General features: G+C 41.4%; 22 protein-coding genes and 1 pseudogene. 1 reads left to right on the forward strand and 22 read right to left on the reverse strand.

Features of this window, described 5'->3' with window-relative positions; genetic code table 11:
- Positions 1 to 16: 16 nt before the first annotated feature.
- The 15 genes and pseudogenes from AC1DVK_RS09715 to AC1DVK_RS09785 form a co-directional block, all read right to left on the reverse strand.
- Positions 17 to 592, reverse strand: coding sequence for a TetR/AcrR family transcriptional regulator (locus AC1DVK_RS09715; RefSeq protein WP_410861636.1), 576 nt, complete (start codon positions 590 to 592; stop codon positions 17 to 19).
- A 464-nt stretch (positions 593 to 1,056) separates the two neighbouring features.
- Positions 1,057 to 2,469, reverse strand: a complete 1,413-nt coding sequence (gene lpdA, locus AC1DVK_RS09720) for a dihydrolipoyl dehydrogenase (protein WP_477626370.1) — start codon at positions 2,467 to 2,469, stop codon at positions 1,057 to 1,059.
- Between the two features lie 42 nt (positions 2,470 to 2,511).
- Positions 2,512 to 2,763 (reverse strand): annotated as a pseudogene (locus AC1DVK_RS09725) (2-oxo acid dehydrogenase subunit E2); the annotation flags it as partial.
- 1,153 nt (positions 2,764 to 3,916) lie between these two features.
- Complete coding sequence (locus tag AC1DVK_RS09730) at positions 3,917 to 5,278, reverse strand: MFS transporter (protein ID WP_477626371.1); 1,362 nt, start codon at positions 5,276 to 5,278, stop codon at positions 3,917 to 3,919.
- 19 nt (positions 5,279 to 5,297) lie between these two features.
- The gene (locus AC1DVK_RS09735; protein ID WP_061462962.1) at positions 5,298 to 6,071 is read right to left on the reverse strand and encodes a 2-keto-4-pentenoate hydratase; all 774 of its coding nucleotides are present in this window, start codon (positions 6,069 to 6,071) and stop codon (positions 5,298 to 5,300) included.
- Positions 6,068 to 7,087, reverse strand: a complete 1,020-nt coding sequence (gene dmpG / locus AC1DVK_RS09740) for a 4-hydroxy-2-oxovalerate aldolase (protein WP_410861639.1) — start codon at positions 7,085 to 7,087, stop codon at positions 6,068 to 6,070. Before dmpG ends, AC1DVK_RS09735 begins: the two co-directional genes overlap by 4 nt.
- A gap of 34 nt (positions 7,088 to 7,121) precedes the next feature.
- Positions 7,122 to 8,003: an acetaldehyde dehydrogenase (acetylating) gene (locus tag AC1DVK_RS09745; RefSeq protein WP_081108992.1), complete on the reverse strand. Its 882-nt coding sequence runs from the start codon at positions 8,001 to 8,003 to the stop codon at positions 7,122 to 7,124.
- A gap of 16 nt (positions 8,004 to 8,019) precedes the next feature.
- The gene (locus AC1DVK_RS09750) at positions 8,020 to 8,802 is read right to left on the reverse strand and encodes a 2-keto-4-pentenoate hydratase (RefSeq protein ID WP_317777639.1); all 783 of its coding nucleotides are present in this window, start codon (positions 8,800 to 8,802) and stop codon (positions 8,020 to 8,022) included.
- Positions 8,803 to 8,819: 17 nt separating this feature from the next.
- Positions 8,820 to 10,295: an aldehyde dehydrogenase gene (locus AC1DVK_RS09755; RefSeq protein ID WP_477626372.1), complete on the reverse strand. Its 1,476-nt coding sequence runs from the start codon at positions 10,293 to 10,295 to the stop codon at positions 8,820 to 8,822.
- Positions 10,296 to 10,336: 41 nt separating this feature from the next.
- Positions 10,337 to 10,798: a RidA family protein gene (locus tag AC1DVK_RS09760; protein WP_089363075.1), complete on the reverse strand. Its 462-nt coding sequence runs from the start codon at positions 10,796 to 10,798 to the stop codon at positions 10,337 to 10,339.
- A 10-nt stretch (positions 10,799 to 10,808) separates the two neighbouring features.
- Positions 10,809 to 11,807, reverse strand: a complete 999-nt coding sequence (locus AC1DVK_RS09765; RefSeq protein WP_176431932.1) for an amidohydrolase family protein — start codon at positions 11,805 to 11,807, stop codon at positions 10,809 to 10,811.
- A complete protein-coding gene (locus AC1DVK_RS09770) occupies positions 11,792 to 12,352 on the reverse strand; it encodes a 3-hydroxyanthranilate 3,4-dioxygenase (RefSeq protein WP_318684890.1) in 561 nt (186 codons plus the stop codon). The genes AC1DVK_RS09765 and AC1DVK_RS09770 overlap by 16 nt, the downstream gene beginning before the upstream one ends.
- A 45-nt stretch (positions 12,353 to 12,397) precedes the next feature.
- On the reverse strand, positions 12,398 to 13,147 hold the full coding sequence (locus tag AC1DVK_RS09775) for an IclR family transcriptional regulator (RefSeq protein WP_089363078.1): 750 nt from the start codon (positions 13,145 to 13,147) through the stop codon (positions 12,398 to 12,400).
- A gap of 30 nt (positions 13,148 to 13,177) precedes the next feature.
- Positions 13,178 to 14,659 (reverse strand): 4-hydroxyphenylacetate 3-hydroxylase family protein, encoded by a 1,482-nt coding sequence (locus AC1DVK_RS09780; protein ID WP_089363079.1) that lies wholly within the window; start codon positions 14,657 to 14,659, stop codon positions 13,178 to 13,180.
- Positions 14,660 to 14,670: 11 nt separating this feature from the next.
- Positions 14,671 to 15,138, reverse strand: coding sequence for a flavin reductase family protein (locus AC1DVK_RS09785; RefSeq protein ID WP_477626373.1), 468 nt, complete (start codon positions 15,136 to 15,138; stop codon positions 14,671 to 14,673).
- A 316-nt stretch (positions 15,139 to 15,454) separates the two neighbouring features.
- Here AC1DVK_RS09785 and AC1DVK_RS09790 point away from each other — a divergent pair, with 316 nt between their 5' ends.
- Complete coding sequence (locus AC1DVK_RS09790; protein ID WP_477626374.1) at positions 15,455 to 16,267, forward strand: protein kinase domain-containing protein; 813 nt, start codon at positions 15,455 to 15,457, stop codon at positions 16,265 to 16,267.
- Here AC1DVK_RS09790 and AC1DVK_RS09795 read toward each other — a convergent pair.
- The 7 genes from AC1DVK_RS09795 to AC1DVK_RS09825 form a co-directional block, all read right to left on the reverse strand.
- Complete coding sequence (locus AC1DVK_RS09795) at positions 16,264 to 16,431, reverse strand: hypothetical protein (protein WP_410861645.1); 168 nt, start codon at positions 16,429 to 16,431, stop codon at positions 16,264 to 16,266. The genes AC1DVK_RS09790 and AC1DVK_RS09795 overlap by 4 nt on opposite strands.
- Positions 16,432 to 16,806: 375 nt before the next feature.
- On the reverse strand, positions 16,807 to 17,079 hold the full coding sequence (locus tag AC1DVK_RS09800; protein ID WP_061462953.1) for an HU family DNA-binding protein: 273 nt from the start codon (positions 17,077 to 17,079) through the stop codon (positions 16,807 to 16,809).
- 190 nt (positions 17,080 to 17,269) lie between these two features.
- On the reverse strand, positions 17,270 to 18,790 hold the full coding sequence (locus tag AC1DVK_RS09805) for a cobyric acid synthase (protein WP_477626375.1): 1,521 nt from the start codon (positions 18,788 to 18,790) through the stop codon (positions 17,270 to 17,272).
- Between the two features lie 12 nt (positions 18,791 to 18,802).
- Positions 18,803 to 19,339, reverse strand: coding sequence for a cob(I)yrinic acid a,c-diamide adenosyltransferase (locus AC1DVK_RS09810; protein WP_125162129.1), 537 nt, complete (start codon positions 19,337 to 19,339; stop codon positions 18,803 to 18,805).
- 14 nt (positions 19,340 to 19,353) lie between these two features.
- Positions 19,354 to 19,917 carry a nitroreductase family protein gene (locus AC1DVK_RS09815; protein ID WP_061462950.1) on the reverse strand — a complete coding sequence of 188 codons (564 nt, stop codon included), beginning with the start codon at positions 19,915 to 19,917 and terminating at the stop codon, positions 19,354 to 19,356.
- Positions 19,896 to 20,705: a uroporphyrinogen-III C-methyltransferase gene (gene cobA, locus AC1DVK_RS09820; protein ID WP_089363083.1), complete on the reverse strand. Its 810-nt coding sequence runs from the start codon at positions 20,703 to 20,705 to the stop codon at positions 19,896 to 19,898. Before cobA ends, AC1DVK_RS09815 begins: the two co-directional genes overlap by 22 nt.
- 35 nt (positions 20,706 to 20,740) lie before the next feature.
- The gene (locus AC1DVK_RS09825; RefSeq protein WP_410861647.1) at positions 20,741 to 22,135 is read right to left on the reverse strand and encodes a cobyrinic acid a,c-diamide synthase CobB; all 1,395 of its coding nucleotides are present in this window, start codon (positions 22,133 to 22,135) and stop codon (positions 20,741 to 20,743) included.
- Between the last annotated feature and the right edge of the window lie 3 nt (positions 22,136 to 22,138).

A 22,138-nucleotide genomic window follows, 5' to 3' on the forward strand; every position in this document is an offset into this window, starting at 1 on the left:
ATCAAAAAAAGAAAACTTAATCCAAGACAGACAGTGTTATATCGATAATGTTTTCCAGTTTTTGTTTGTCATCGGTGGTTTTCGCCAAGACGCGTAATCCCACTAATGAATTATGGATAAACTGGGAGAGCCTTTCCGCAGCATGATGTTCGGATACTTCCCCCGATTTTTGACCACGCAACAATAGCTCATACAGCAGACTTTCTGCCTTGGTAAAACTCTCCACAACCTTTTCTGCTGCTTCTTCGTCATGCAAAGACAATTCAACTGCTGTATTCACTGTCAAGCATCCGATCTGTTGTTTTTCGTTTGTGTCGATCACCATCTCAAATAAACGCCTGATAGCCTTCTTGACCGAACCGAGCTGCTTTACTTGCGTGTCAATTTGGGTTTCTACTATCTCGTCATAGCGTTCCAATGCTTTCATGAACAACGTATGCTTGTCACCAAATGTATCATAGATACTTCTACGGTGAACGCCCATATGGTTCACCAAATCTTGCATGGATGTTTTTTCATAACCCTGCTGCCAGAAAAGCTCCATTGCTCTCCTTAATGCTTCTTTTTCATCAAATTCTTTACTTCTAGCCATGTAGTCCCACCTTAGAACGTATTATCTCTTACTTCTGAAAAGGTCTGAGAATCATTTGACGTACTTAGATCGCAACAATTTTATATCACCCCTCCCTCAATCAATTCTTCAGAATAAAAGAATGATCATTCTCATTTGGAAAGGGAAACAAAACTGTAGCTTGCTTTAAGCATATCAATTTAAGAACGACCAGTAAAGAATTATTAATGATGGTGAAAAACATTAATTTCAAACTTGTTAGAACTTATTCATGCCGATGAAAGCAAAAAGCATCTTATTCCTCAAAATACGTATAACGCATTAAAAGTAATGGTTGGGAGTTCTTTATTGAACTCCCCTTCAATTCAAAAGTGATTTTACGACTGAGACCATATTTTAGTTATTCAAGAAAATGGCGCTTTTCTGGAGTACAGATTGCAGTTTACTTTTGCTTATATTGATTAGTTCGGCACATAATCCATAAATTATTTAATGATATGAATTGGGGTTCCAAGTGCAACTTCGGCAGCTTCCATTGTCATTTCTCCAAGTGTGGGATGGGCATGGATTGTCAAAGCGATGTCTTCTGCTGTCAATCCTGTTTCAACAGCCAAAGCTAACTCCGAAATGAGATCTGATGCATTTGCTCCGGCAACTTGCGCTCCGATAATAAGTCCATCTTCTTTACGAGTTACAAGCTTAACGAACCCTTCTGTGCTGTCAAGTGACAACGCACGTCCATTTCCCGCATATGGGAATTTTGCAGTTACTACTTCAATACCTTCATCTGTTGCTTGTTGTTCAGTATAACCTACAGTTGCAAGCTCAGGGTCTGAAAATACGACTGCTGGAATGCCTATATAATCAATTTCAGATGGATGTCCGGCAATCGCTTCAGCAGCAATTTTTGCTTCATAGAATGCCTTATGTGCTAATTGCGGACCTGGAACAACATCCCCGATTGCATAAATATTAGGAACATTCGTGCGGCATTGCTTATCGATTTCAATAAGTCCACGGTCAATCACTTTTACGCCTGTTTGTTCAAGACCTATTTCATCCGTATTCGGGCGGCGTCCAACCATTACAAACACATAATCAGCGTCTATTTGCTGTTCTTCGCCTTTTACCTCAAAGGTTACAGTGACGCCATTTTCTGTTTCTTCTACACCTTTTGCCATTGCTTTGGTATAAAATTCTACACCTTTTTTCTTCATACTCTTCGTAACAACGGCTGACATTTGTTTTTCAAAACCTACGCCTAAAATTTCATCTGCACCCTCTAAAATCGTTACTTGGGTACCAAAGTTTGCATAGGCACCGCCAAGTTCAATTCCGATAACACCGCCGCCAATAACAACGATTTTTTCAGGAACTTCATTTAAGCTGAGGGCACCAGTCGAATTTAGAACGCGTTTTGAATATTTAAATGTAGGCAACTCGATTGAACGCGATCCTGTTGCAATAATTGCATTTTTAAAGGTGTATGTTTGAGCATTTTTTTCGCCCATTACGCGTAATGAATTACTGCCTACAAAGAATGCTTCACCACGTACAATCTCAACTTTATTTCCTTTTAATAGTCCTTCGACACCGCCAGTTAACTTTTTCACTACACTAGCTTTCCACTCTTGTACTTTTGAAAAATCAACCTTTACATTCTCTGCTGTTATCCCAAATGCATCCGAATGCTTAGCTGTTTCATAGCGGTGACCAGCGGCAATTAATGCCTTTGAAGGAATACAGCCGACATTACAACATACACCGCCCAAATATTCCTTTTCAACAATTGTTACTTTTTGTCCCAGCTGGGCAGCACGAATTGCTGCTACATAACCCCCAGGACCTGCACCGATGACTATAGTATCTGTTTCAATTGGGAAATTTCCGACAACCATTACTTACGCCTCCATTAACAATAGTTTTGGGTCGATTAATAATCACTTAATATGATTCATTGCATTCAGCGCTGTAGCTCCGTCGATCCTTCTGTGGTCAAACCTTAATGAAAGAGTAAGTACAGGCGCTATTAGAATTTAACCATCTGGAACAATTGGTTGCTAAGCAATACGGCCAACCAACGAATAGCTATTTCAGGATGGTGGTAATAACAGTTGTAAACCATTGTCAGTCAGCTGAACCAATGTCTGAAATCTTACTGATGCACCCCTCATTTCATTCGGTGCAAGTTTGCAAAAGCATATTCCATCGCAGCAGCTTTATCACAGTAACCCACAAGTAGCATGCCCCCCCCCAGATTTCGATATATTCCATAAAGTCCCATCCCAATAACGACTCTGCCTTCTTAACACATCTACAACCCTTAAAACCAAGCACTTTTGCAACTGGATATTCAGGTATTTCACCCGTCATCATTTTCTTATAGAATATAAACTCACTAAAAAAACCAAACGGTCTTTTTTTATCCAAAAAAAAGAATCAATAACTGAATTAGAAAAGAATCGCTTTTAATATACCTTCTTTTTTTATTACTGTCGCCTTCATTATTTCAGGGATAGAAGTGGATTATAGCCATTTGTGTTGAATAAAGACGATGATTGCTCAATAATAAATTTTTTCGTTCGTTCCCCTTTATTCATCTTTTCTAACCTCCTTTTCTAAAAAAAGAACAATCGGTCTTTTTTTATTATTTAACATCATTAATACCGTTTATGTCAAGTATTGAACATGATAATACTTTAATGCACTTTTTGTTATACGCTTAAATCAATTCGCGAGCCGCGTTCACCTTTTTTCATAATCTGGATAATCCGTCATTCCTTAAGGGATTTTATGTACCGAATCAAGGTGTTCTCGGCCAGAACGAACATAAGAGGTTAATCCAATTGGAGTGCTTTAATGAGAACTTCTGACTCCCACCAACCCTTTACATTCTTATCTCTTTAGTGATCTTTACGTCTAGAAAAGATAATCCTAAGGTTAAGCCTAAAGTTGTACCAAAATCATAAACGTCAATTTCTGATGTTCGAAAAATATAATTTAAAATATATGTCGCAGCAATACAGAAAATAAGCAAAGTAATTATTTAAACGTCAAGTAGCTCCAAATACAAGATAAAAACTGTGTTTTCGGGACTACTTTTTGTTGCTTCCCTTTATCACATAAAATAACCTCCACATATTTGTAAGGAGATTACCACATTTATTGCCAAGCAAATACTATAACAAGAGGGGTTTTCATTTCGGAAAGTTTACTCATGAATTCAGTCGGTTTACTCGTGAATTCTTTTATTTTCTAAAAAATGGCCTATATGTCAGGGAACAGTCTGCATGACTGTCACCTGACATATAGGCAATCTACTACCCGAAGAGAGCATAATATTATTTATACATTCGATGTTGCTTTTAGTTTTACATTTTCCTCCATCTGTGGTTTATCATAGCTACCATACCTCTCTTTTACAACCAGTAACGCCAAGGCCGCCATTATGCTCGGAACTGTGAAGGCCATAAATGCATTTTGTGACGAATAGTTTGCAGCCAGCAATAAACCTATTAATGTAGGGGCAACAATCGCTCCAATTCTGCCAAACGCCAAGGCCCAACCTATCCCGGTGGTCCTTATCTCCCGTGGATAATACTCGGAAATATACGTATTGGCCAAATTCATTGTACCCACTGTACAGGCACCTCCAAAAGCGATTAAAATATATAATGCTACTACATTTGAGGTTAATCCTAATATTACAAAGCAGACCGTACCAATGGCACAGAGGGATACAAGCACTCTTCTATGGCCCATTTTCCCAACTAAGTACCCTCCAATTATCGATCCGCCAATTTGCCCTATCCCCGATATAAGATTGAAAGATAAACTGGATGTAAGGCCGTATCCGGACTGCTGCATGATTTTTGGTAACCATGTATTGAGTCCGTATACCATAAGTAAACAATTAAAGGCAGCTACCCAAAACGCAAATGTACTAAGAGTACGCTTATCTTCAAAGAGTTTCTTGACTGGAAAGCCCTTTGCCCTTTCTTTGACTTTGGCAAACTCATAATCGTCCAAATCTTTATAGTCGCCCTCTGGATCAATGCGGTTCAGAATTCCGGCAAGCTTTACCCCTTCTTTTCGAATAGCATAATAGGAAAGGGATTCAGGAAATTGCTTCATGAAAAAAGGAATTGCCAATAAGGGAAGCGCCCCAATCCAATACAAAACCCTCCAGCCCATTTGTTCCATCACATACATTCCAATTAAAGAGGCCAGTATGCTTCCTATGGAATATCCACAGTACATAGAGGTTACAATGAGCACCTTGTTCTTTTTGGGTGAGTATTCCGCCATTAAGGAGATAACGTTTGGCATTAATCCTCCCATTCCCAAGGCTGCTATAAATCGCATAATCGAGAAAAAGGCAGGATTTGGGGCAAAACTTGAAAGTAATGTAAAAACACTGAATATACAGATGCAAATGGCAAGCACTCTTTTTCTCCCCATTTTATCCGCCAGTGGTGCAAAAATAAGGGCTCCTACCATCATTCCGAACAATGAATAACTTGCTATTCCGCCAGCTTCCACTGGCGTCAAGTTCCATTCCTCCATCATCAAAGGCAAACCTACTCCATACATGGCTATATCAAATCCATCGAAGGTAATTGCGAACAAACACCACATAAAGACCATTAAATGAAAACGGCCAAACTTACTATTACCCACCACTTTTGAGGCATTTACTTCACGCAATTAATTCCCTCCTCTTAGTTCACGTTATAACATGTAAAGTCAGTTTCCCTAATTCACCATAATCAGCTAAAACTTCATCGTTTGCCTGTATGGGAATGGCATCTGTAATCCCGCCCACTAAAACAATCATTCCAGCCTGAATGGATAGTCCTTCACGGCTAATCATTTTTACAAGTTCCACAATCGAATGAATCGGATGATCCAGTACAGCTTCTCCAAGACCCTTCTTTTGTATTTCACCATTTTGATAAAGCCTAACTTCTGCTTGAGCCCAGTCCGTGTGATACGGTGAAAAAGCTTGATTACTAAGCAAAATCTTAGCTGAGGATGCATTATCCGCTACTACATCTGTAAGTGTAAAGGAAAAATTTTTATAACGGCTGTCAATAACCTCTAAAGCTAGAAATACGCATTCTACAGCCGGCCAGACATCTTTCGCCGTTATATTTGCACCTTTCAGTTCTTCTTTGAATAAAAAAGCAAATTCGGGTTCCACTCTTGGATGAATGAATTCCCCTACTTTTAATACTGGTTTGGTTAGTTCCATGGCAGATGTCAACCTGCCATAGATCGCTTCTTCTACCCCTACTTGCTGTTGTTTGGCTTTGCTGGTCAAGCCCATCTTCCACCCGATGAATCTGTTATCTCCAGTGATCGTCTCATTTATGCTCAACTTCTGAATTTCATATGCTTGATTTACTGTTAGTTCAGGATTGGATAATGTAAGCTTATCCATTTCACGGCCATTTTTTTGAGATTCGGCTACCCGTTTTGCTAGTTGAACTAGTTTCATCTTAAAGTCCCCTCCTTCTGCAGCGCCATTTGCTCAGCTACTTCAATTATCGTATCTTCCTGACCACCAACCACTTTTTGTCGCCCCAGCTCCATCAAAATATCCCGGGCGTCCACTCCATACTTTTTCGCCGCTTTGTTTGCATGCAATAAAAAACTGGAGTAAACGCCACTATAACCCATGATTAAACTCGAGTCTGTTATTTCCTGGGGCTTTGGCATGATCGTATTTCCAACTTCCTCCGAAAGATCAAGCATTTTATATAAGTCAATATCAGTACGGATACCCAGCCTATCCAGCACGGCAACAAGCACTTCGGTCTGGGTATTACCAGCACCTGCACCGAGACAGCGAATGCTGCCATCGATCCTATTTGCCCCCTCTTCAATTGCCACAAGGGAATTTGCCACAGCAAGAGATAAATTATTGTGAGCATGAAAACCGATATCGATATTCAGTTTTGATTTTAATAACCTGATCCGCGTCTTGACTTCATTTGGCAAAAAAGATCCAGCGGAATCAACAACATACACAGCATCTGCTCCATAGGATTCCATTAAACTGGCTTGCTCAAGAAGTTTTTCCGGGGATGCCATGTGAGACATCATTAAAAACCCGATTGCTTCCATACCGAGATGTTTCGCAGCTTCCAAATGTTGCTTTGAGACATCCGCTTCCGTTACGTGGGTTGCAATCCGCGCCATTTTCGCCCCAACGTGAGCAGCTTCCCTTAATTGATCAATTGTCCCGATACCAGGAATTAAAAGCACTGAAATAACCGATTTTCCGGCAGCTTCAACAGCGGCTTCCACCAATTCAATATCATTCACTTTTGAAAATCCATATTGCAAGGATGATCCGCCTAGGCCATCCCCATGCGATACTTCAATATAAGGGACACCTGCAGCACTAAGTTTCCCAGTCATGTTCTTTACTTGATCGATTGTATATTGATGTGCCACTACATGGCTCCCATCCCGCAATGCAACTTCAGTCACCAATACATCTTTACGCAAATGAACCCCACCTTTACAGTTCCGATTACTTTTTTCAAACATAATGTTCGAATTGGCTTTTAGCGATCTCTTCCCCTACTTTTACAGCTGAGGCCGTCATTATATCCAAATTACCTGCATATACGGGAAGAAAATCACCTAATCCTTTCACTTCCAGAAGGACTGTTATTTGTTTCCCATCAAATATCGGCTCTGTCTTAAGACGGTAACCTGGAACATATTCAGAAACCTTTTCCGCCATCTTATTGACAGACGTTGTTATCTCTTCCACATCAAAGGAATCTGATTGAAGCAGACAATGAATGGTATCCCTCATAATGAGCGGCGGTTCGGCCGGATTTAGCAGAATGATAGCTTTTCCTTTTTTTGCTCCACCCACCTGTTCCAGGGCCCTTGCCGTCGTTTGGGTAAACTCATCAATATTAGCCCGAGTTCCGGGACCGGCACTCTTGCTGGAAATTGTCGCAATTATTTCGGCATATTCGACTTGGGCCACTTGACTGATTGCATGAACGATGGGGATTGTCGCTTGACCGCCGCATGTAATCATGTTAACAACCGCTTCATTCAAATTTTCTTTTAAATTCACGGAAGGAACGATAAACGGTCCGATCGCGGCAGGTGTCAAGTCTATCAGCTTCTTGTTCATCTTTTTCAAGGCTTCGCAGTGAAAAACATGCGCCTTAGCAGATGTGGCATCGAATAAAATGTCTGCGAGTTCAGACTTTTCCAAAAATCCATCCATGCCATTTTCAATGACATGATGTCCGTGCATCCTAGCCTTCTTCAAACCCTCTGATTCCTTGTCGATACCAATCATTACCGACATTTCGAGAACATCCGACCGATGAATTTTCATCATTAAGTCCGTGCCGATATTCCCTGATCCAATAATACCCACTTTTAGTTTTTTCAAGGCCGCTGGGCTCCTTTCACTCAAAATTAACCGAGACCTTTCCAAGTTTATCTCCAAAGTCAGCAGAAAAACGGTCACCTGGTTTCGCTTCGATTGCTGCGGATAATGCACCGGATAAAATGACTTCGCCCGCATTCAATGAACCTTTAAACCCATTTAGTTTATTTGCGAGCCAGGCTACGCACGTTGCTGGATTTCCAAGTACTGCATCACCCGTCCCTTGGTTCATGAATTCGCCATTTTTATATAGGCTCATTTGAATGGAAGGGAGGTCGATTTCACTCAAGTGAATTTTGCGATCTCCCAGAATATATAAGCCCGATGATGCATTATCCGCCACAGTGTCCTGGAGTTTAATCTTCCAGTCCATCACACGGCTATCAACGACTTCGATCGAAGCAACCACATAATCAGTGGCTTCGATTACATCATCAACCGTAATATTTGGACCGTGCAGATCCTTCTTTAAAATAAAAGCCACTTCTGCCTCCACTTTCGGTTGAATTAACCGGCATCTGGGAATATATCCGTTATTTTGCACCTTCATCCCATTAAGTAAATGTCCGTAATCTGGTTCATTTACTCCAAGAACCTGTTGCATAGCCTTTGAAGTCAAGCCTATTTTCTTACCTGATACTTCCAGACCGGACTGAATTTTGCTTCGAATGGTTTCAAGCTGAATTTGGTAGGCATCCTCCACATTCAAATCCGGAATTTCATTGGTGGGGGCCGAAATTCCTATTCCTGTTTTTTCCGCTTTCAAAAACCTGGCAGACCATTCTGTTAAACTAACGATCATGATGCTACCCTCCTTCTTTATAATTTAATCGTGACGTTAGACAATTCACTGTAAAATTCAAAACTATGAGACCCACCTTCACGGCCGATGCCACTGTGCTTCATGCCCCCAAAAGGTGTGCGCAAATCACGTAAATACCAGGTATTCACCCAAATGATACCCGCTTCTATTTTAGAAGCGACACGATGCGCCCTCCTTAAATCATTGGTCCAAATCGTTGCCCCCAGTCCGTAATGAGTATCATTAGCGTGCTCCAGGACCTCTTCTTCCGTTTCGAAAGGCATGACCGTTACCACAGGACCAAAAATTTCTTCCCGTACGCAACGGGATTCACGCGTTACCCCGGCAATGATTGTCGGTTCAATGAAAAAACCTTTTTCAAACTGACCGGCTCTTCTTCCTCCAGTTAATATTTTCGCTCCTTCTTCTTTCGCCAGATCAATGTAACTCATCACTTTTTTATAATGTTCTTTTCCTATTACAGCTCCTACTTCCGTTTCGGAATCAAACGGATCCCCGACTTTCAATTTTTCTGTACGCACAACCATCTTTTCAAGGAATTCGTCATACAATCCTTGTTGAACGTAGATACGTGATCCACATAAACAAACTTCACCTTGGTTCATGAAGCTTGATTTCAATGTCGTTTCGATCACTTCATCGAGATTCGAGTCTGCAAACACAATATTCGGATTTTTCCCGCCCAGTTCAAAAGAGATTTTTTTCAACGTGGGTGCGGCAGCTTTCATGATCGCTGTTCCCGTTTTTGTTTCCCCAGTGAATGTTATCGCATCAACGTCAGGATGTTCGCTTAGAGCGGCTCCAGCTGAATTTACACCATATCCATGCACAAGGTTGACTACCCCGTCCGGAACTCCGGCTTCCTTACAAATTCCCATCAATTTTGTCGCTGTCATCGGGGTCAGTTCAGCTGGTTTCATAACGGCAGTATTGCCGGCTGCCAGACATGGTGCCAACTTCCATGTCAACAATAACAATGGTAAGTTCCAAGGATTAATCATCCCTACCACCCCTACGGGTCGTCTAATCGAATAATGAAGGGCAATGTTGTTCTGATTGTAGGATTCATTACCAAGTGTGGTGATATAATCAGCAAAAAAGTGGAAATTGTGAGCTGCACKCTTGATGTCCATTTCTAGTGCAAGGCTATACGGTTTCCCTGTATCGAGGGTTTCCAACATGGTCAGTTCTTCTTTCTTTTCTAAAATGAGATCGCCGATTCGCCTTAGAACCGCAGAGCGTTCATTATCGGTAAAAGATTTCCAAGGACCTTTAAGCGCACGCCTTGCTGCAGAAACAGCTTGATTCACCTCCTCTTTTCCTCCTTCAGCAACCCATCCGAGTTTTTCTTCCGTTGCGGGATTGATATTGTCAAAAGTTTTAGATTGATTTGGATTCAGGAATTCCCCGTTAATAAAGTGCCGGCAATCTATTGATTTAACAGTATTTATACTATCTTTTGCTGCTTGCATGAAACATCCCTCTCTCTTTATTGAGATAATTGCAAAAGGTCTCAATCTTGTATTTCCACAATCATTTCAATTTCAATTGCAGTATTATTTGGAAGCTGGGCCATTCCCACCGCCGACCGAGCATGTCTTCCCCTCTCTCCAAACACGTTAACAAGCAGGTCTGATGCGCCATTCAAAACTTTAGGCTGTCCTGTGAAATTTTCAGCTGAATTAACCATGCCGAGAATTTTGACTATCTTCTTCACTCTGGATAGTTCACCAAGCTCAGCCTTCAGCACCCGCAGAAGATTAATCATTGACTGCCTCGCTGCCTGATACCCTTCTTCTTCCGTCAGCTCTTTGCCAAGCTTGCCGTGAAAATCATCAACACCTTGTCCGGATGTGAAAATCAAATTTCCCACCCGTACGTGGCTGACGTAGTTGCCGACCGCTTCCCTTGGCATATCAAGCATGATTCCAAGTTCCTCAAGAACTTGTTCCGGTGCTTTAATCTGTTTTTCCATGCTTCTCCCCTCACGATTCCAAATTTAAAAACCTCAATGCATTTTTCCCAAGAAGATTCGCTTTTACTTCATCTGAAAGATTTAGAGCGTCATCAATTACTTTACCTGGAGGCTTTTCTCTTAATAAAAATGGATAGTCGGAACCCATCAGCACTTTCTTATATCCAAAACGTTCAACCAGATACTGAATATTCCGGATATCATAGTTCAGGGAATCGAAATAAAACTTTTGTGCATAATGGCTTGGCGGCATTGAGGTTTTTCTTAAATCAGGCCATACTTCCCATCCCTGATCAATCCGCGGTAAAATATATGGGAATGAGCCCCCGCCATGAGCAAAACATAGTTTCAGATCCGGGAACTTTTCCATGACGCCACTCCATAAAATGCTTGCTGCCGCCAGTGCGGTTTCACTCGGCATCGCGATTGTATACATAAGGTTATGCCGTTCCGTTCGGTCTTTTGCCATTGTCTCCCAAGGGTGTATAAACAGTGGGACATTCCATTTTTCAGCCATTTGGAAGAATTCTAATAAAACAGGTGAATCCAGATTCTCTCCGTTTACGTTTGTACCAATCTCAATCCCCGCCAAACCAAGTTCAAATTTACAGCGTTCCATTTCGCCAATTGCCACTTTCAAATCCTGAAGCGGAACAGTCCCGAGACCGATGAACCTGTCAGGATGCCTGTTCACAGTCTCAGCAATAAAATCATTCTGGAATTGGGACATGTATAGCGCCTGGTCTATTGGCGCCCAGTATGAAAATGTCACTGGCACCGGTGACAGCACCTGCATATCGACTCCTTCGGCATCCATATCCTGAATGCGTTTTTCCGGGTCCCATACCTGGTCAGTCACTTTCCTGAACAGCTTCCCGCTTACCATAATATCCGCCCCGCATGAACATTTCTGCTCTAACACCGGCCAGCGTCCCTGACCAAATTTTCCGGTTAAGTCCGGCAGATCCAACGGCAGAATATGAGTATGAAAGTCTATTCGCATTTCCAAGCCTCAACGTTTTCTGACATAACATGACCACATTCATGACAAGTGCGAAGTTCCTTACTTCCATTGAAAGCCTCAATGGCTTCTTTCACCTGAACCTCAATATTCGTCAATTGGATCGTAACTTTGTGCATCTCATGATTACATTTCCCACAGAACCAAACGAAATCTTCAAGCTCATCTATTGCACGCTTGCGCTCTATAACAATGCCGTATGTATCCGATACCCTGTGAGGGGAATGGGGTACACCAGCTGGCAGCATGAACATTTCCCCCTCTTTCACCTCCACTACTTCACGCTCGCCGTTTTGTGTGATGCATTCTACATAGCAGGAGCCTTTTATCTGATAAAATAACTCGTCTGAAGGGTCAACATGAAAATCACGCCTGTAATTCGGGCCACCCAGAAGCATGACAATGAATTCGGAATCTTCCCAAAGTACTTTGTTATTAACCGGCGGCTTCAATAAATTTTTATTGTCTTCAATAACTTTCATTACATTTAATGATCTAGCCTGTAATTTTAAAGATTGAGCATATCCCTTCATAAATAAACTACCTCCCGTTTTCATTTTCGTAATATTTGCGAAAATTCACACTAACGACATATAACCAACCTGTTTTGAAATCATTTGTGCCGATCGAATTACAGACTGAATAATATTCGTCTTCTCTCTCCCAATCATATAATTTCGATCTCCGACAAGGTTAAGTGCTGCAATAACTTGACCATTGTAGGATTTAATGGGGGCAGCAACCCCATATAACCCAAAATCATTTTCATCATCACTGATCGCAAATCCCTGTTTGCGGATGGCCTTTAATTCTTCATTCAATTGGTTAATGCAAGTAATCGTATTTGTTGAGTGCTTCAAAAGCCCTTTTGCAAGCGTAGGCTGAATAAAGGATGGGTTAAAAGCAAGTAATATTTTCCCGCTGCTCGTACAATACGCTGGTTTTCTTGCTCCTATATATGTGGTCATATGCTCAGCATGAGGGGACGACATTTTCATCACAAACCTGACTTCGCCTTCGTGAAACATCCCAATATGAGAATTCCCTCTAAATTGCAGGACAAGATTACTTAAAATAGGTCCTGCTTCATAATGAATATCCTGCTGATACATGACTTTACTGCTCCACTCAAGTAACTTCCACCCAAGCCGGTATTTTCGATCTTTGCCCTGGATCAGCATCCCTTCCTTACACATCGTTTTCACGAGATGATGTGATGAGCTTGGACTCATATTCAATTTTTCAGCAATTTCCTTATTTCCAAGTGAGGGTTCTTCATTAGTGAATAAATCAAGTATCTTTATTACCTTCTCAACGGACGAAATCATGACGCCCCCCTCCCTATTCAACTATTAAAATTACTGGTTGATCGCATCGATGGCTACTTGCATCGGTTTGTTAAGCACTTCATCTACCATGGTGAAGTTTTTGTTTTTCTTATATTTATTATAAAAAATGGCTCTTTTTCGAACTGGATCACCCGTGTAATAGCGCTCGTATTGAAGGAGGCGCTGCCCGAATGCTTCCCCGCATAAATCCCAGGCAAGTTTAAACACCCTTACGCGTTCTTCCGCTGAAACTCCGCTTCGTCCTCCATAATATTTATCGATATCACAGCGCAATTCCGGATTATCAAAGTCCGCCCCTGTCGGTGACATCAACAGCCCGCCAGCCCCAATTGTCTGGATAACCTCTATGGCACGGGGATACATCTCTGGAAGGAAACCGCGAATCGATTCCAAGGCATCTGGATTTGGCCGGGCCTCACCGTAGTCATTAATCGTGTACTCATATTCCGCTACCCGAAGCAGTGAACGGATGACTTCGACGGATTGAACAAGTTCACCCAAATCACGTTGGACATGCAGGAATCCATCAACTCCGATAGAGTCTGCCACTTTACAAGCAACTTCAACGGCAAATGCCAGTTTAATATATCCACGGACACCTGATTGGTGTGCAGGCTGTTCAGCGATTCCTGTCATTGGATACAAGCGGTTTGCCGCCTCTACATTGTTGTATAAGAAGACGCGATTCCAAGGAACCAATACATCATTAAATACAAGCAGGGCATCCATTTCCTCATAGCGTGAGGCCAGTGGATGGTCAAACATCGAGCGTGTTCCGTCCTGCATTGGTTCCCGGCAAATTATGCGCAGTCCCGGCGTATCGATCGGCAGCGCAAATGCTACCGCATGACGCTCATCTCCTGGTGTGAATCCCGGGAAAGAATAGATAATTACTTCATCAGTAATGGGAGCCAGGGTTGCTAACATTTTTGCACCGCGGACAAGTATTCCTTCTTCTTTTTCCTCAACGGTCCCCAAGTGTGTATATGTTTCTTTTTGCTCATGAGATTCCTTACTTCGATCATTTTGAGGATTAATGATTGCATGCGTAAGGAATAAATCATTGTCACGAATATAGGTATAATAATCCTTGATGTTCTTAGACCAGTCTTTGTTGTATTTATCAAGAAACCAGGAATTATGCGCCATGGAAGTGACTACAACATTTAAAAAGTCAGGCGTTCTCCCCATAAGTCCATATGTCATCCTGGCATACACTTCAAATAACTTACTTCTTTTTTGCAGGTCATCCGAAGTCTTCGGGAATAAAAAAGCATTATTAACACGTTCTCCGGTTTCTTTACAAATGTGGGTAATTTCATCTTGATATTCCGGGTCATGTTGAATGTCATACAACTTCGCAATTTCTTGTATCGGCTGTTTAAAAATTGGTTCATTATAAATATCCTCAACCACTCTTCCACCAAGCCAGACTTCTGGCTTTCTGGATTTAATTCTATTAATATATTCTTCGCCGGTTTTAATGCCCATAAGAATCCCCCTTATTTTACGAGTTGTTTAGCAGACCCCATTTTCCCTTGATAGAAAGTAAGCGCTTCCAAGTCTTCGAAATGTAATCCCTGGATTTCACCTATGAACAAAACATGATCACCCGCATCATATTCTTTCCATGGTTTGCATTCCATCCAGGCGGCACTTCCTTTTATTTTTGGTGAAATCCCCTTGTTATCCCAGTCAATTTCAAGTGCTTCCCGTTTATTGCCCGCAAATTGCCATGCAATGGATTCTTGTTCATCCGACAAAATATTAATGGTAAATGCTCTATCTTTCATGCTATTGCAGGCTTTTGCTTCTTTATGAATTGACACTAAAGCAAGCGGGGGATCCAAGGAAACCGAAGTGAATGAATTCACAGTAATGCCATTTTGAACTTTCCCATCAAACCAGCTCACTATCGTAACTCCGGTTGGGAATTTACCAAAGCAATTTCTTAACTCGCGCCCATCCATCTTTTCACCTCCTACTCTTTGATTATGAATTCATTATATTAAACTTAAAAATTTAAAAAATCCAATAATTTCATAATATGAAATTACGAAAATTTTTTATTTTCAATAGTCATCTTTAATTTGATCTTTTTTCATCGATAAGGAATTTATTTCCATATATATTGATCAACATTTTATTGAATATCGTGTAAAAGGACACTACCGAAGAAAAGACTTTCATTACCGCAATATCAAAAATCAATGGTACACTATCCATGATCATTCATATTTCCAGTTTAGTTATCATAATGGTCTTTTGAGTTTTCCACTCAAATATATGAAAGTGGTGAGGGAAGTTTCAATGTTGCGTTCCATTCGAAAGATCTATCAATTTTTTGTGGATATACCTTTAAAAAAAGGCGTGGTTTTGAAAAACCGCTACGAAGTAACGGCTGTAATAGGAACAGGTAGCTACGGTATTATCTATCTTTGCATTGATTTAAAAACGAATGTGAATACCGTAATCAAACAGCTCCGGACAAGTAAACGCCGCAGCAAAAAAGAGATTGAACAGTTTGAGAATGAAATCTCCATATTACGAATGTTAAACCATAAAGAAATGCCTAAATTTCACGAGAAATTTTCACAAGACGGAAATTATTATTTTGTGATGGATTTCATTGAAGGGGATAATTTGGAAGACCATATTTTTTTGAATCATATAACGTTCAATGAGAAAGAGTCTCTACTATTTCTTGGTGAGTTGGTCGAATTAGTATCTTATCTGCACAGCCATTATATTTTCCATCAAGATTTACGTATACCAAATATCTTACTTAAAGACAATCAGCCCATTTTGATAGACTTTGGTTTGTCTAAACGTGCCGTTTCGGCCGATCTCGCAAAAGAAGCCATTTTGCAGCTGAAAAGGCAGGATTTTTACGACTTGGGAGAAATACTCTTATATGTACTTTATACGACATACACTTCCAAAAATAAAATGGCTCTCCCTTGGACAGAAGAGCTTTCGTTGGAAAAAGATACCGTGCACATACTCAAAAGGTTATTAAGCATCCAAGAACCTTATTCTGATATCCAAGAAATCTCAATGGACCTGCATGCAGCATTAGAGTCAAAGGAATTGAATTAGCTGCTACTGCCCCGCCCTTTTCTCTTGTAGCGGTCACTTCCACTCATGGGGGATCGTTTATATCCTCTGCTGCTACTACTGCTGCCTCGGCGATAATGACCATTCCTTCGCTCACTGCTGCCTTGGGAAAGTTGTTTGATTTTTTTCATTATCTTCTTCAACATATTTATCACCTCTTTTATTTTGGTTTTAAAGCTTGTTATTCATTTAGCCTAACATAGCCTCAGTTTAAACCTTATTAATAAGTACTATAAATTCTTTTCATTTGTGTTACATTCCATGACTGTCTTCCTTTTTTTCATGGATTGAGCTTATTTTCTTTCTTTGGTCAATTGATAAAGAAAGATTAAATAGCCATCATCATCCAAAATCACCACATTTTCAACACGATGGATTTATGCCAACTAATACGTTAAATCAAGTGCTTTTATACATCCTATAATCCATATCTTGTCACCAACCCTATTTGGAATGAAAATCAGGCAGTAAACAAAAAACCTGGCGAATATTGATCGCCAGGTTTTTCTTTGTTCATTTTTTTATTTTACAGCTTCTTTTAATTCCTTACCTGCTTTAAAAGCGGGTACTTTGCTAGCTGCAATTTGTATTTCTTCACCTGTTTGTGGGTTTCTTCCTGTACGAGCTGCACGGTCGCGCACTTCAAATGTACCAAAACCAACTAGTTGGATCTTTTCTTCTTTAGCAAGTGTAGTCGTGATTGTTTCAAACAATGCATCCACTACTTTTTTTGCGTCGTCTTTTGTTAGTTCAGCTTGTGCTGCCACACTACTCACTAATTCTGTTTTATTCATATGAACACCTCATCCTTTTATATTCTTAAAGTATGTAGAGAAGACAACATAACATATCTTATATACGTCTGTCACTTAATATGGCTAATTAAAAGGAAGTTTACCCTTATACCAATGTGTTTCCAGTCCATTTCATATAGGTTAAAAGGCTTTGATCAACAGGATAAAATGATTTTGCCGAGACCATTTTTCAGCTTTCCGTGGTTTCAAGCTGCAGCCATTGATAGATGGTTTCCATATCAATGTTTTCTTCTAAATGGGAAGCCAAAAGATTATATGCTTCTTCCCTTCGCTCTGAGTCGCTTCGAACGTTTTCCTTCACTTCCTCCAACCCCTTGTTCCGTCGAATTTGGTTAACTAGTAATCTAGTGAACAAGCGATTATGGAAAATCCCATGAAGATATGTTCCCATTACCTTATTGTCAGTGGAAATGGCTCCATCTTCTCTTCCATCCTTCAATAAAAGAAAAGGTCTTACTTGTGGCTTCAATGTCGTTCTGCCTAAATGTATTTCGAAACCGTTAAGATTCATTTCACCTTCCATTATCATCCCATCAGAAAGGACACCTTCCATTTGTACCGTTTTCTTTTCTGCTTGAAATACGGTTTCCACTGGAAGAAGCGAAAGCCCTTCTGCATTCTCACCGTTACCTTCTACTGCATCAGGATCGAAAAGTTTAGTCCCTAGCATTTGAAAACCGCCGCATATACCAAAGATCACCGTTCCTTGTTCGCGCAGTTCATTGATGGCCTCATCCAAGCCTACACTTTTCATCCACTCTAAATCTTCCATCGTGTTTTTCGTACCCGGCAAAATAAGAAGGTCGGGATTTCCTAACTCATGGACACTTCCTACTAGCCTGACACCCACTCCGGGTTCATCAAAAAAAGGATCCACATCTGTAAAATTGGAGATCCGCGGAAATCTCAAGACGGCAACATCGATCGGAAACTCAGCCTTTTTAGGCTTTTTAAAACGTAAAGAAGAGAGTGCCAGTGAATCTTCCGCTTCGATATTTACGTCTAAATAGGGAAGCACTCCGAGAACCGGAATCCCGGTTTCCTTTTCCACCCAATCAATGCCATCGTCCAACAGTTCACGCATGCCACGAAATTTATTGATGATGATCCCCTTTACACAATCGCGTTCATCTTTGTCCAATAAGGCAAGTGTCCCGATGATGGAAGCAAATACGCCACCACGGTCAATATCTGCCACTAAAATGACAGCCGCATCCGCGAGTTTGGCCATTCGCATATTCGCAATATCCCGGTCCTTAAGGTTAATTTCAGCTGGACTTCCTGCGCCTTCCAGTACGATGATGTCATATTCATCTTGAAGTTTTTCCACCGATTTACGGATGATGGGCATGGCTTCTTGGACAAACTGATTCCGATAGCTTTTTGCATTCATATCAAGAAAATGCTTTCCGTGCACGATGACTTCCGAAACCATATCCTTCTTCGGCTTCAGTAATATCGGATTCATATCAGTTGTTGCCGTGATTCGTGCTGCCTCCGCCTGTACTCCCTGCGCCCGTCCGATTTCACCGCCATCCAAGGTTACATAAGAATTCAATGCCATGTTTTGTGATTTGAATGGGACGACACGTAATCCTTTATTGGAAAATACCCTGCAAAATGCCGTGCAAATCAAACTTTTCCCTACATCAGATGACGTCCCTTGTATCATGATGGACCGTGCCTTCATTCCGCTCACCCCCTAAAACTCTAATCCTTTGACAGCTCCGATACCCTCGTCATAATAATGCTTGGTCGCCTCAATGGATGAAACCAAATCCGCCATTTCCATAAGCTCTGGCTTTGCATCCCTACCGGTAATGACTATATGCATATGAGCGGGACGATTACGAATCGCCTCGATGATTTCAGCCAATGGCAAGACATCTTCAATAGGGAATTTGGATATGGCTAACGCATTGTTCAACTCATCCAAAACGAGTAAATCAATGTCAGGATCACTAAGGGCCTGTTTCGCCTTTTCCCAAGCTAACGATAATGCGCTTCGATGCTCATCTGGTGTTTTGGTCCAGGTAAAACCAATACCAAGCTGTTCCATTTCAACGCCTAGTTTTTTTAAAGCCAACGCTTCTCCATATGTACGTTCTGGAGATTTTATGAACTGAAGGAATTTGACATTCATTCCTCTGCCGATTGCCCGTAAAGTCACCCCTAATGAGGCAGTCGTCTTCCCTTTCCCATTTCCCGTATAAATAAGCATTAATCCTCTGCGTGCCACTCGCTCACCTACCTTCATAACCAAACTGTTTTTTCTATGTATGAAGTCCTTTGAGTAGCAGGAATTGGTTGATCACCTTTTGGATATCCGACAAAAATGGTGCCGATCACTTTTTTGTTTTCCGGTGAACCGATAAACCCGTGAAGTCGTTCATCCCTGACAAGACCCACTCCTCTAGTACGCCAAACGAACCCAAGACCCAGTTCTTTTGCGGCAAGCCACATCGAATGGACGGCACAACAAGAGGCAAATACATTATCTTCGGATGAATCTGGATCATCCGGCAAAATATCAGAAGTCACGACAATGATGAGCGGTGTAGTCTTAACAACTTCCAGTGAACTGTCAATCAATTTTGGTTTGGTCGGGAAGCGTTCATGTAAATACTTTTCTGCCAATCTTTCATAACGGTGCTTCGCTTCACCCTTGATTACATAAAAGCCCCAAGGTTCACGTAATCGGTCGTTAGGGGCATAGGTAGCCGCTTCCAATAACATCCTGATTTTTTCATCTTCCACTTCTTTATCTTCGTAGTTCCTTATTGCCCTGCGTTCCTTCAATTCCTGAATGATGGACATTCCGACTCATTCCCTTCTATAATGGATTCTGATTCAATCACTCTTTCAAACCATTGGATTTTTTCTCTTAATTGGACGACATCGCCTACTAGGAAGATTGACGGATTTTGAATTTTTTCTTTTATAGCAAGCGAAGGAATCGAACTCAACGTACCGGTGATCGTCCTTTGTTTATCTGTCGTGCCCCATTCAATGACAGCCACTGGCGTTTTACCGTCCCTGCCATGCTCCATCAATTTTTCACATATAAACGGCATATTACCTATCCCCATATAAAAAGCGATGGTATCGATGCCTTGAGCCAATGCCTGCCAATTCAGGTTATCCTGTCCCTTGTAATCACGGCCATGTCCTGTCACAATCGCATAACTTGATGCATGTTCACGGTGGGTAACCGGGATGCCCGCATAAGCCGGAGCCGCGATACCCGCTGTGATTCCCGGGACTATATCATATTCAATTCCGTTAGCAGCCAGTATCTCAGCTTCCTCACCGCCCCGACCGAAGACAAATGGATCTCCGCCCTTTAGCCGGGTGACATTTTTCCCCTGTAAGGCTTTTTCCACAAGAAGTTCATGAATTTCATTTTGAATGAGATGATGTTTCCCTGGTGATTTCCCGCAATACACCAGTTCTGCATTTTCTTTTGCATAGGTTAATAGTTCTGGATTGACAAGCCTGTCATATGCGATGACATCCGCCTTTTGGATACATTCCAGTCCATATACCGTAATCAGTTTCGGATCTCCGGGACCCGCACCGACCAGATGTACTTTTCCCGGTTTCATGCTCGTGCCTCCTCTTAATCTTCAAAAAATACCTTTTACTTGATGATAGTTTCCTGGGTAGATCTGTTTTTTTGTTTTAAGCAAGCATCGATCCAGTTCTTTGCAAGTTTTGGATTGGAAGCAAAATGAAAGTGGGTATACCCGGCAACAAGGTTACCTAATACACACCCTTCTTGTTTCGAACCGAATCTGCCTTTGGCTTCATAAGCATGTGTAAGATCACCATCTGCTTCAAATGTCGAATAGTGGAACTCATGACCCTTTGCCTGCTCAATTTCATTGATCAAAAAATTGCTTTGTGTTCCTGTAATTTCACGATATCCAAGTGCTGCAAGTTTTTTCTGCATCTTAATCCTGCCTGGTATTATCCCTGCCATCTGGTGCGTTTCTCCGGAAGTTGTTTCAATTGATTTGCTCAAAAACATGAAACCACCACATTCCGCTAGAGTCGGCAACCCCTTTTCAATAGAGCTTCGGATGGATTTAATAGTACCCAAATGACCAGAAAGTTCGGCTGCAAATTCCTCTGGAAAACCGCCTCCAAGGTATAAACCATCAGCATCCAATGGAACTTCTTCCCCTTTTAATGGAGAAAAATACTTGATGTTTGCCCCATTCGCTTCAAGCAACTCAAGGTTTTCCTGATAATAAAAATTAAAGGCCGCATCTTTTGCGACGGCAATGCACACGCCTTTTTTATTTTGGTGCTGAAATATATTTGAATTCCCACTGGAAACGGCGCTAGTCATGGACAAACGGTACAACTGATCGATATCAATCGTTTCCATGACTAAGTGTGCAAGCTTATCGAAAAACGGGTCAAGTTCCCCGCGCTCAATAGCAGGAATTAAGCCCAAATGACGGCTAGGAATATCAATATCCAATTCCCGCTTCATATATCCCAGCACCGGAACATCGCATTCTTGCTCGATGGCCGCTTTGACAATTTGGTAATGCCCTACACTTCCCACTTGATTGGCAATTACCCCAATGATGTTCGGACCGGTTGAAAAGTCCTGAAACCCTTTTACAATGGCTGCGGCACTTCGCGCCATGCTGGCACAGTTGACTATCAACAAGACAGGGCTTTGGGTGATCATGCTGATTTCAGCCGTCGATCCTGTATTGGCTAAAGGACTTTTGCCATCGAAAAAGCCCATGACTCCTTCGATGATCGAGATATCAGCTCCGTTACTTGCTTTGTTAAGAATTTCTCGGACGGTATCGTGTTCAAACATCCAACTGTCAAGATTGCGTGAAATTCGTCCTGTAACTGCGGTATGATAGGTTGGATCAATATAGTCAGGACCACATTTGAACCCTTGAACGGTATAGCCTTTCTTCTGGAGGGCTGCCATGATTCCGATGGTCAATGTCGTTTTCCCGACACCGCTTCCGGTACCTGCAATCACCAATCTTCTATCGTTCATTTA

The organism is Peribacillus sp. P4_B1 (genome assembly GCF_056402395.1).

Coding starts and splice junctions, on each gene's coding strand:
- AC1DVK_RS09715 (WP_410861636.1), bottom strand. CDS start 592: ATGGCTAGAAGTAAAGAATTTGATGAAAAAGAAGCATTAAGGAGAGCA.
- lpdA (WP_477626370.1), bottom strand. CDS start 2,469: ATGGTTGTCGGAAATTTCCCAATTGAAACAGATACTATAGTCATCGGT.
- AC1DVK_RS09735 (WP_061462962.1), bottom strand. CDS start 6,071: ATGAAACTAGTTCAACTAGCAAAACGGGTAGCCGAATCTCAAAAAAAT.
- AC1DVK_RS09750 (WP_317777639.1), bottom strand. CDS start 8,802: ATGATCGTTAGTTTAACAGAATGGTCTGCCAGGTTTTTGAAAGCGGAA.
- AC1DVK_RS09760 (WP_089363075.1), bottom strand. CDS start 10,798: ATGGAAAAACAGATTAAAGCACCGGAACAAGTTCTTGAGGAACTTGGA.
- AC1DVK_RS09770 (WP_318684890.1), bottom strand. CDS start 12,352: ATGAAGGGATATGCTCAATCTTTAAAATTACAGGCTAGATCATTAAAT.
- AC1DVK_RS09775 (WP_089363078.1), bottom strand. CDS start 13,147: ATGATTTCGTCCGTTGAGAAGGTAATAAAGATACTTGATTTATTCACT.
- AC1DVK_RS09780 (WP_089363079.1), bottom strand. CDS start 14,659: ATGGGCATTAAAACCGGCGAAGAATATATTAATAGAATTAAATCCAGA.
- AC1DVK_RS09785 (WP_477626373.1), bottom strand. CDS start 15,138: ATGGATGGGCGCGAGTTAAGAAATTGCTTTGGTAAATTCCCAACCGGA.
- AC1DVK_RS09790 (WP_477626374.1), top strand. CDS start 15,455: ATGAAAGTGGTGAGGGAAGTTTCAATGTTGCGTTCCATTCGAAAGATC.
- AC1DVK_RS09795 (WP_410861645.1), bottom strand. CDS start 16,431: ATGTTGAAGAAGATAATGAAAAAAATCAAACAACTTTCCCAAGGCAGC.
- AC1DVK_RS09800 (WP_061462953.1), bottom strand. CDS start 17,079: ATGAATAAAACAGAATTAGTGAGTAGTGTGGCAGCACAAGCTGAACTA.
- AC1DVK_RS09805 (WP_477626375.1), bottom strand. CDS start 18,790: ATGAAGGCACGGTCCATCATGATACAAGGGACGTCATCTGATGTAGGG.
- AC1DVK_RS09815 (WP_061462950.1), bottom strand. CDS start 19,917: ATGTCCATCATTCAGGAATTGAAGGAACGCAGGGCAATAAGGAACTAC.
- cobA (WP_089363083.1), bottom strand. CDS start 20,705: ATGAAACCGGGAAAAGTACATCTGGTCGGTGCGGGTCCCGGAGATCCG.
- AC1DVK_RS09825 (WP_410861647.1), bottom strand. CDS start 22,135: ATGAACGATAGAAGATTGGTGATTGCAGGTACCGGAAGCGGTGTCGGG.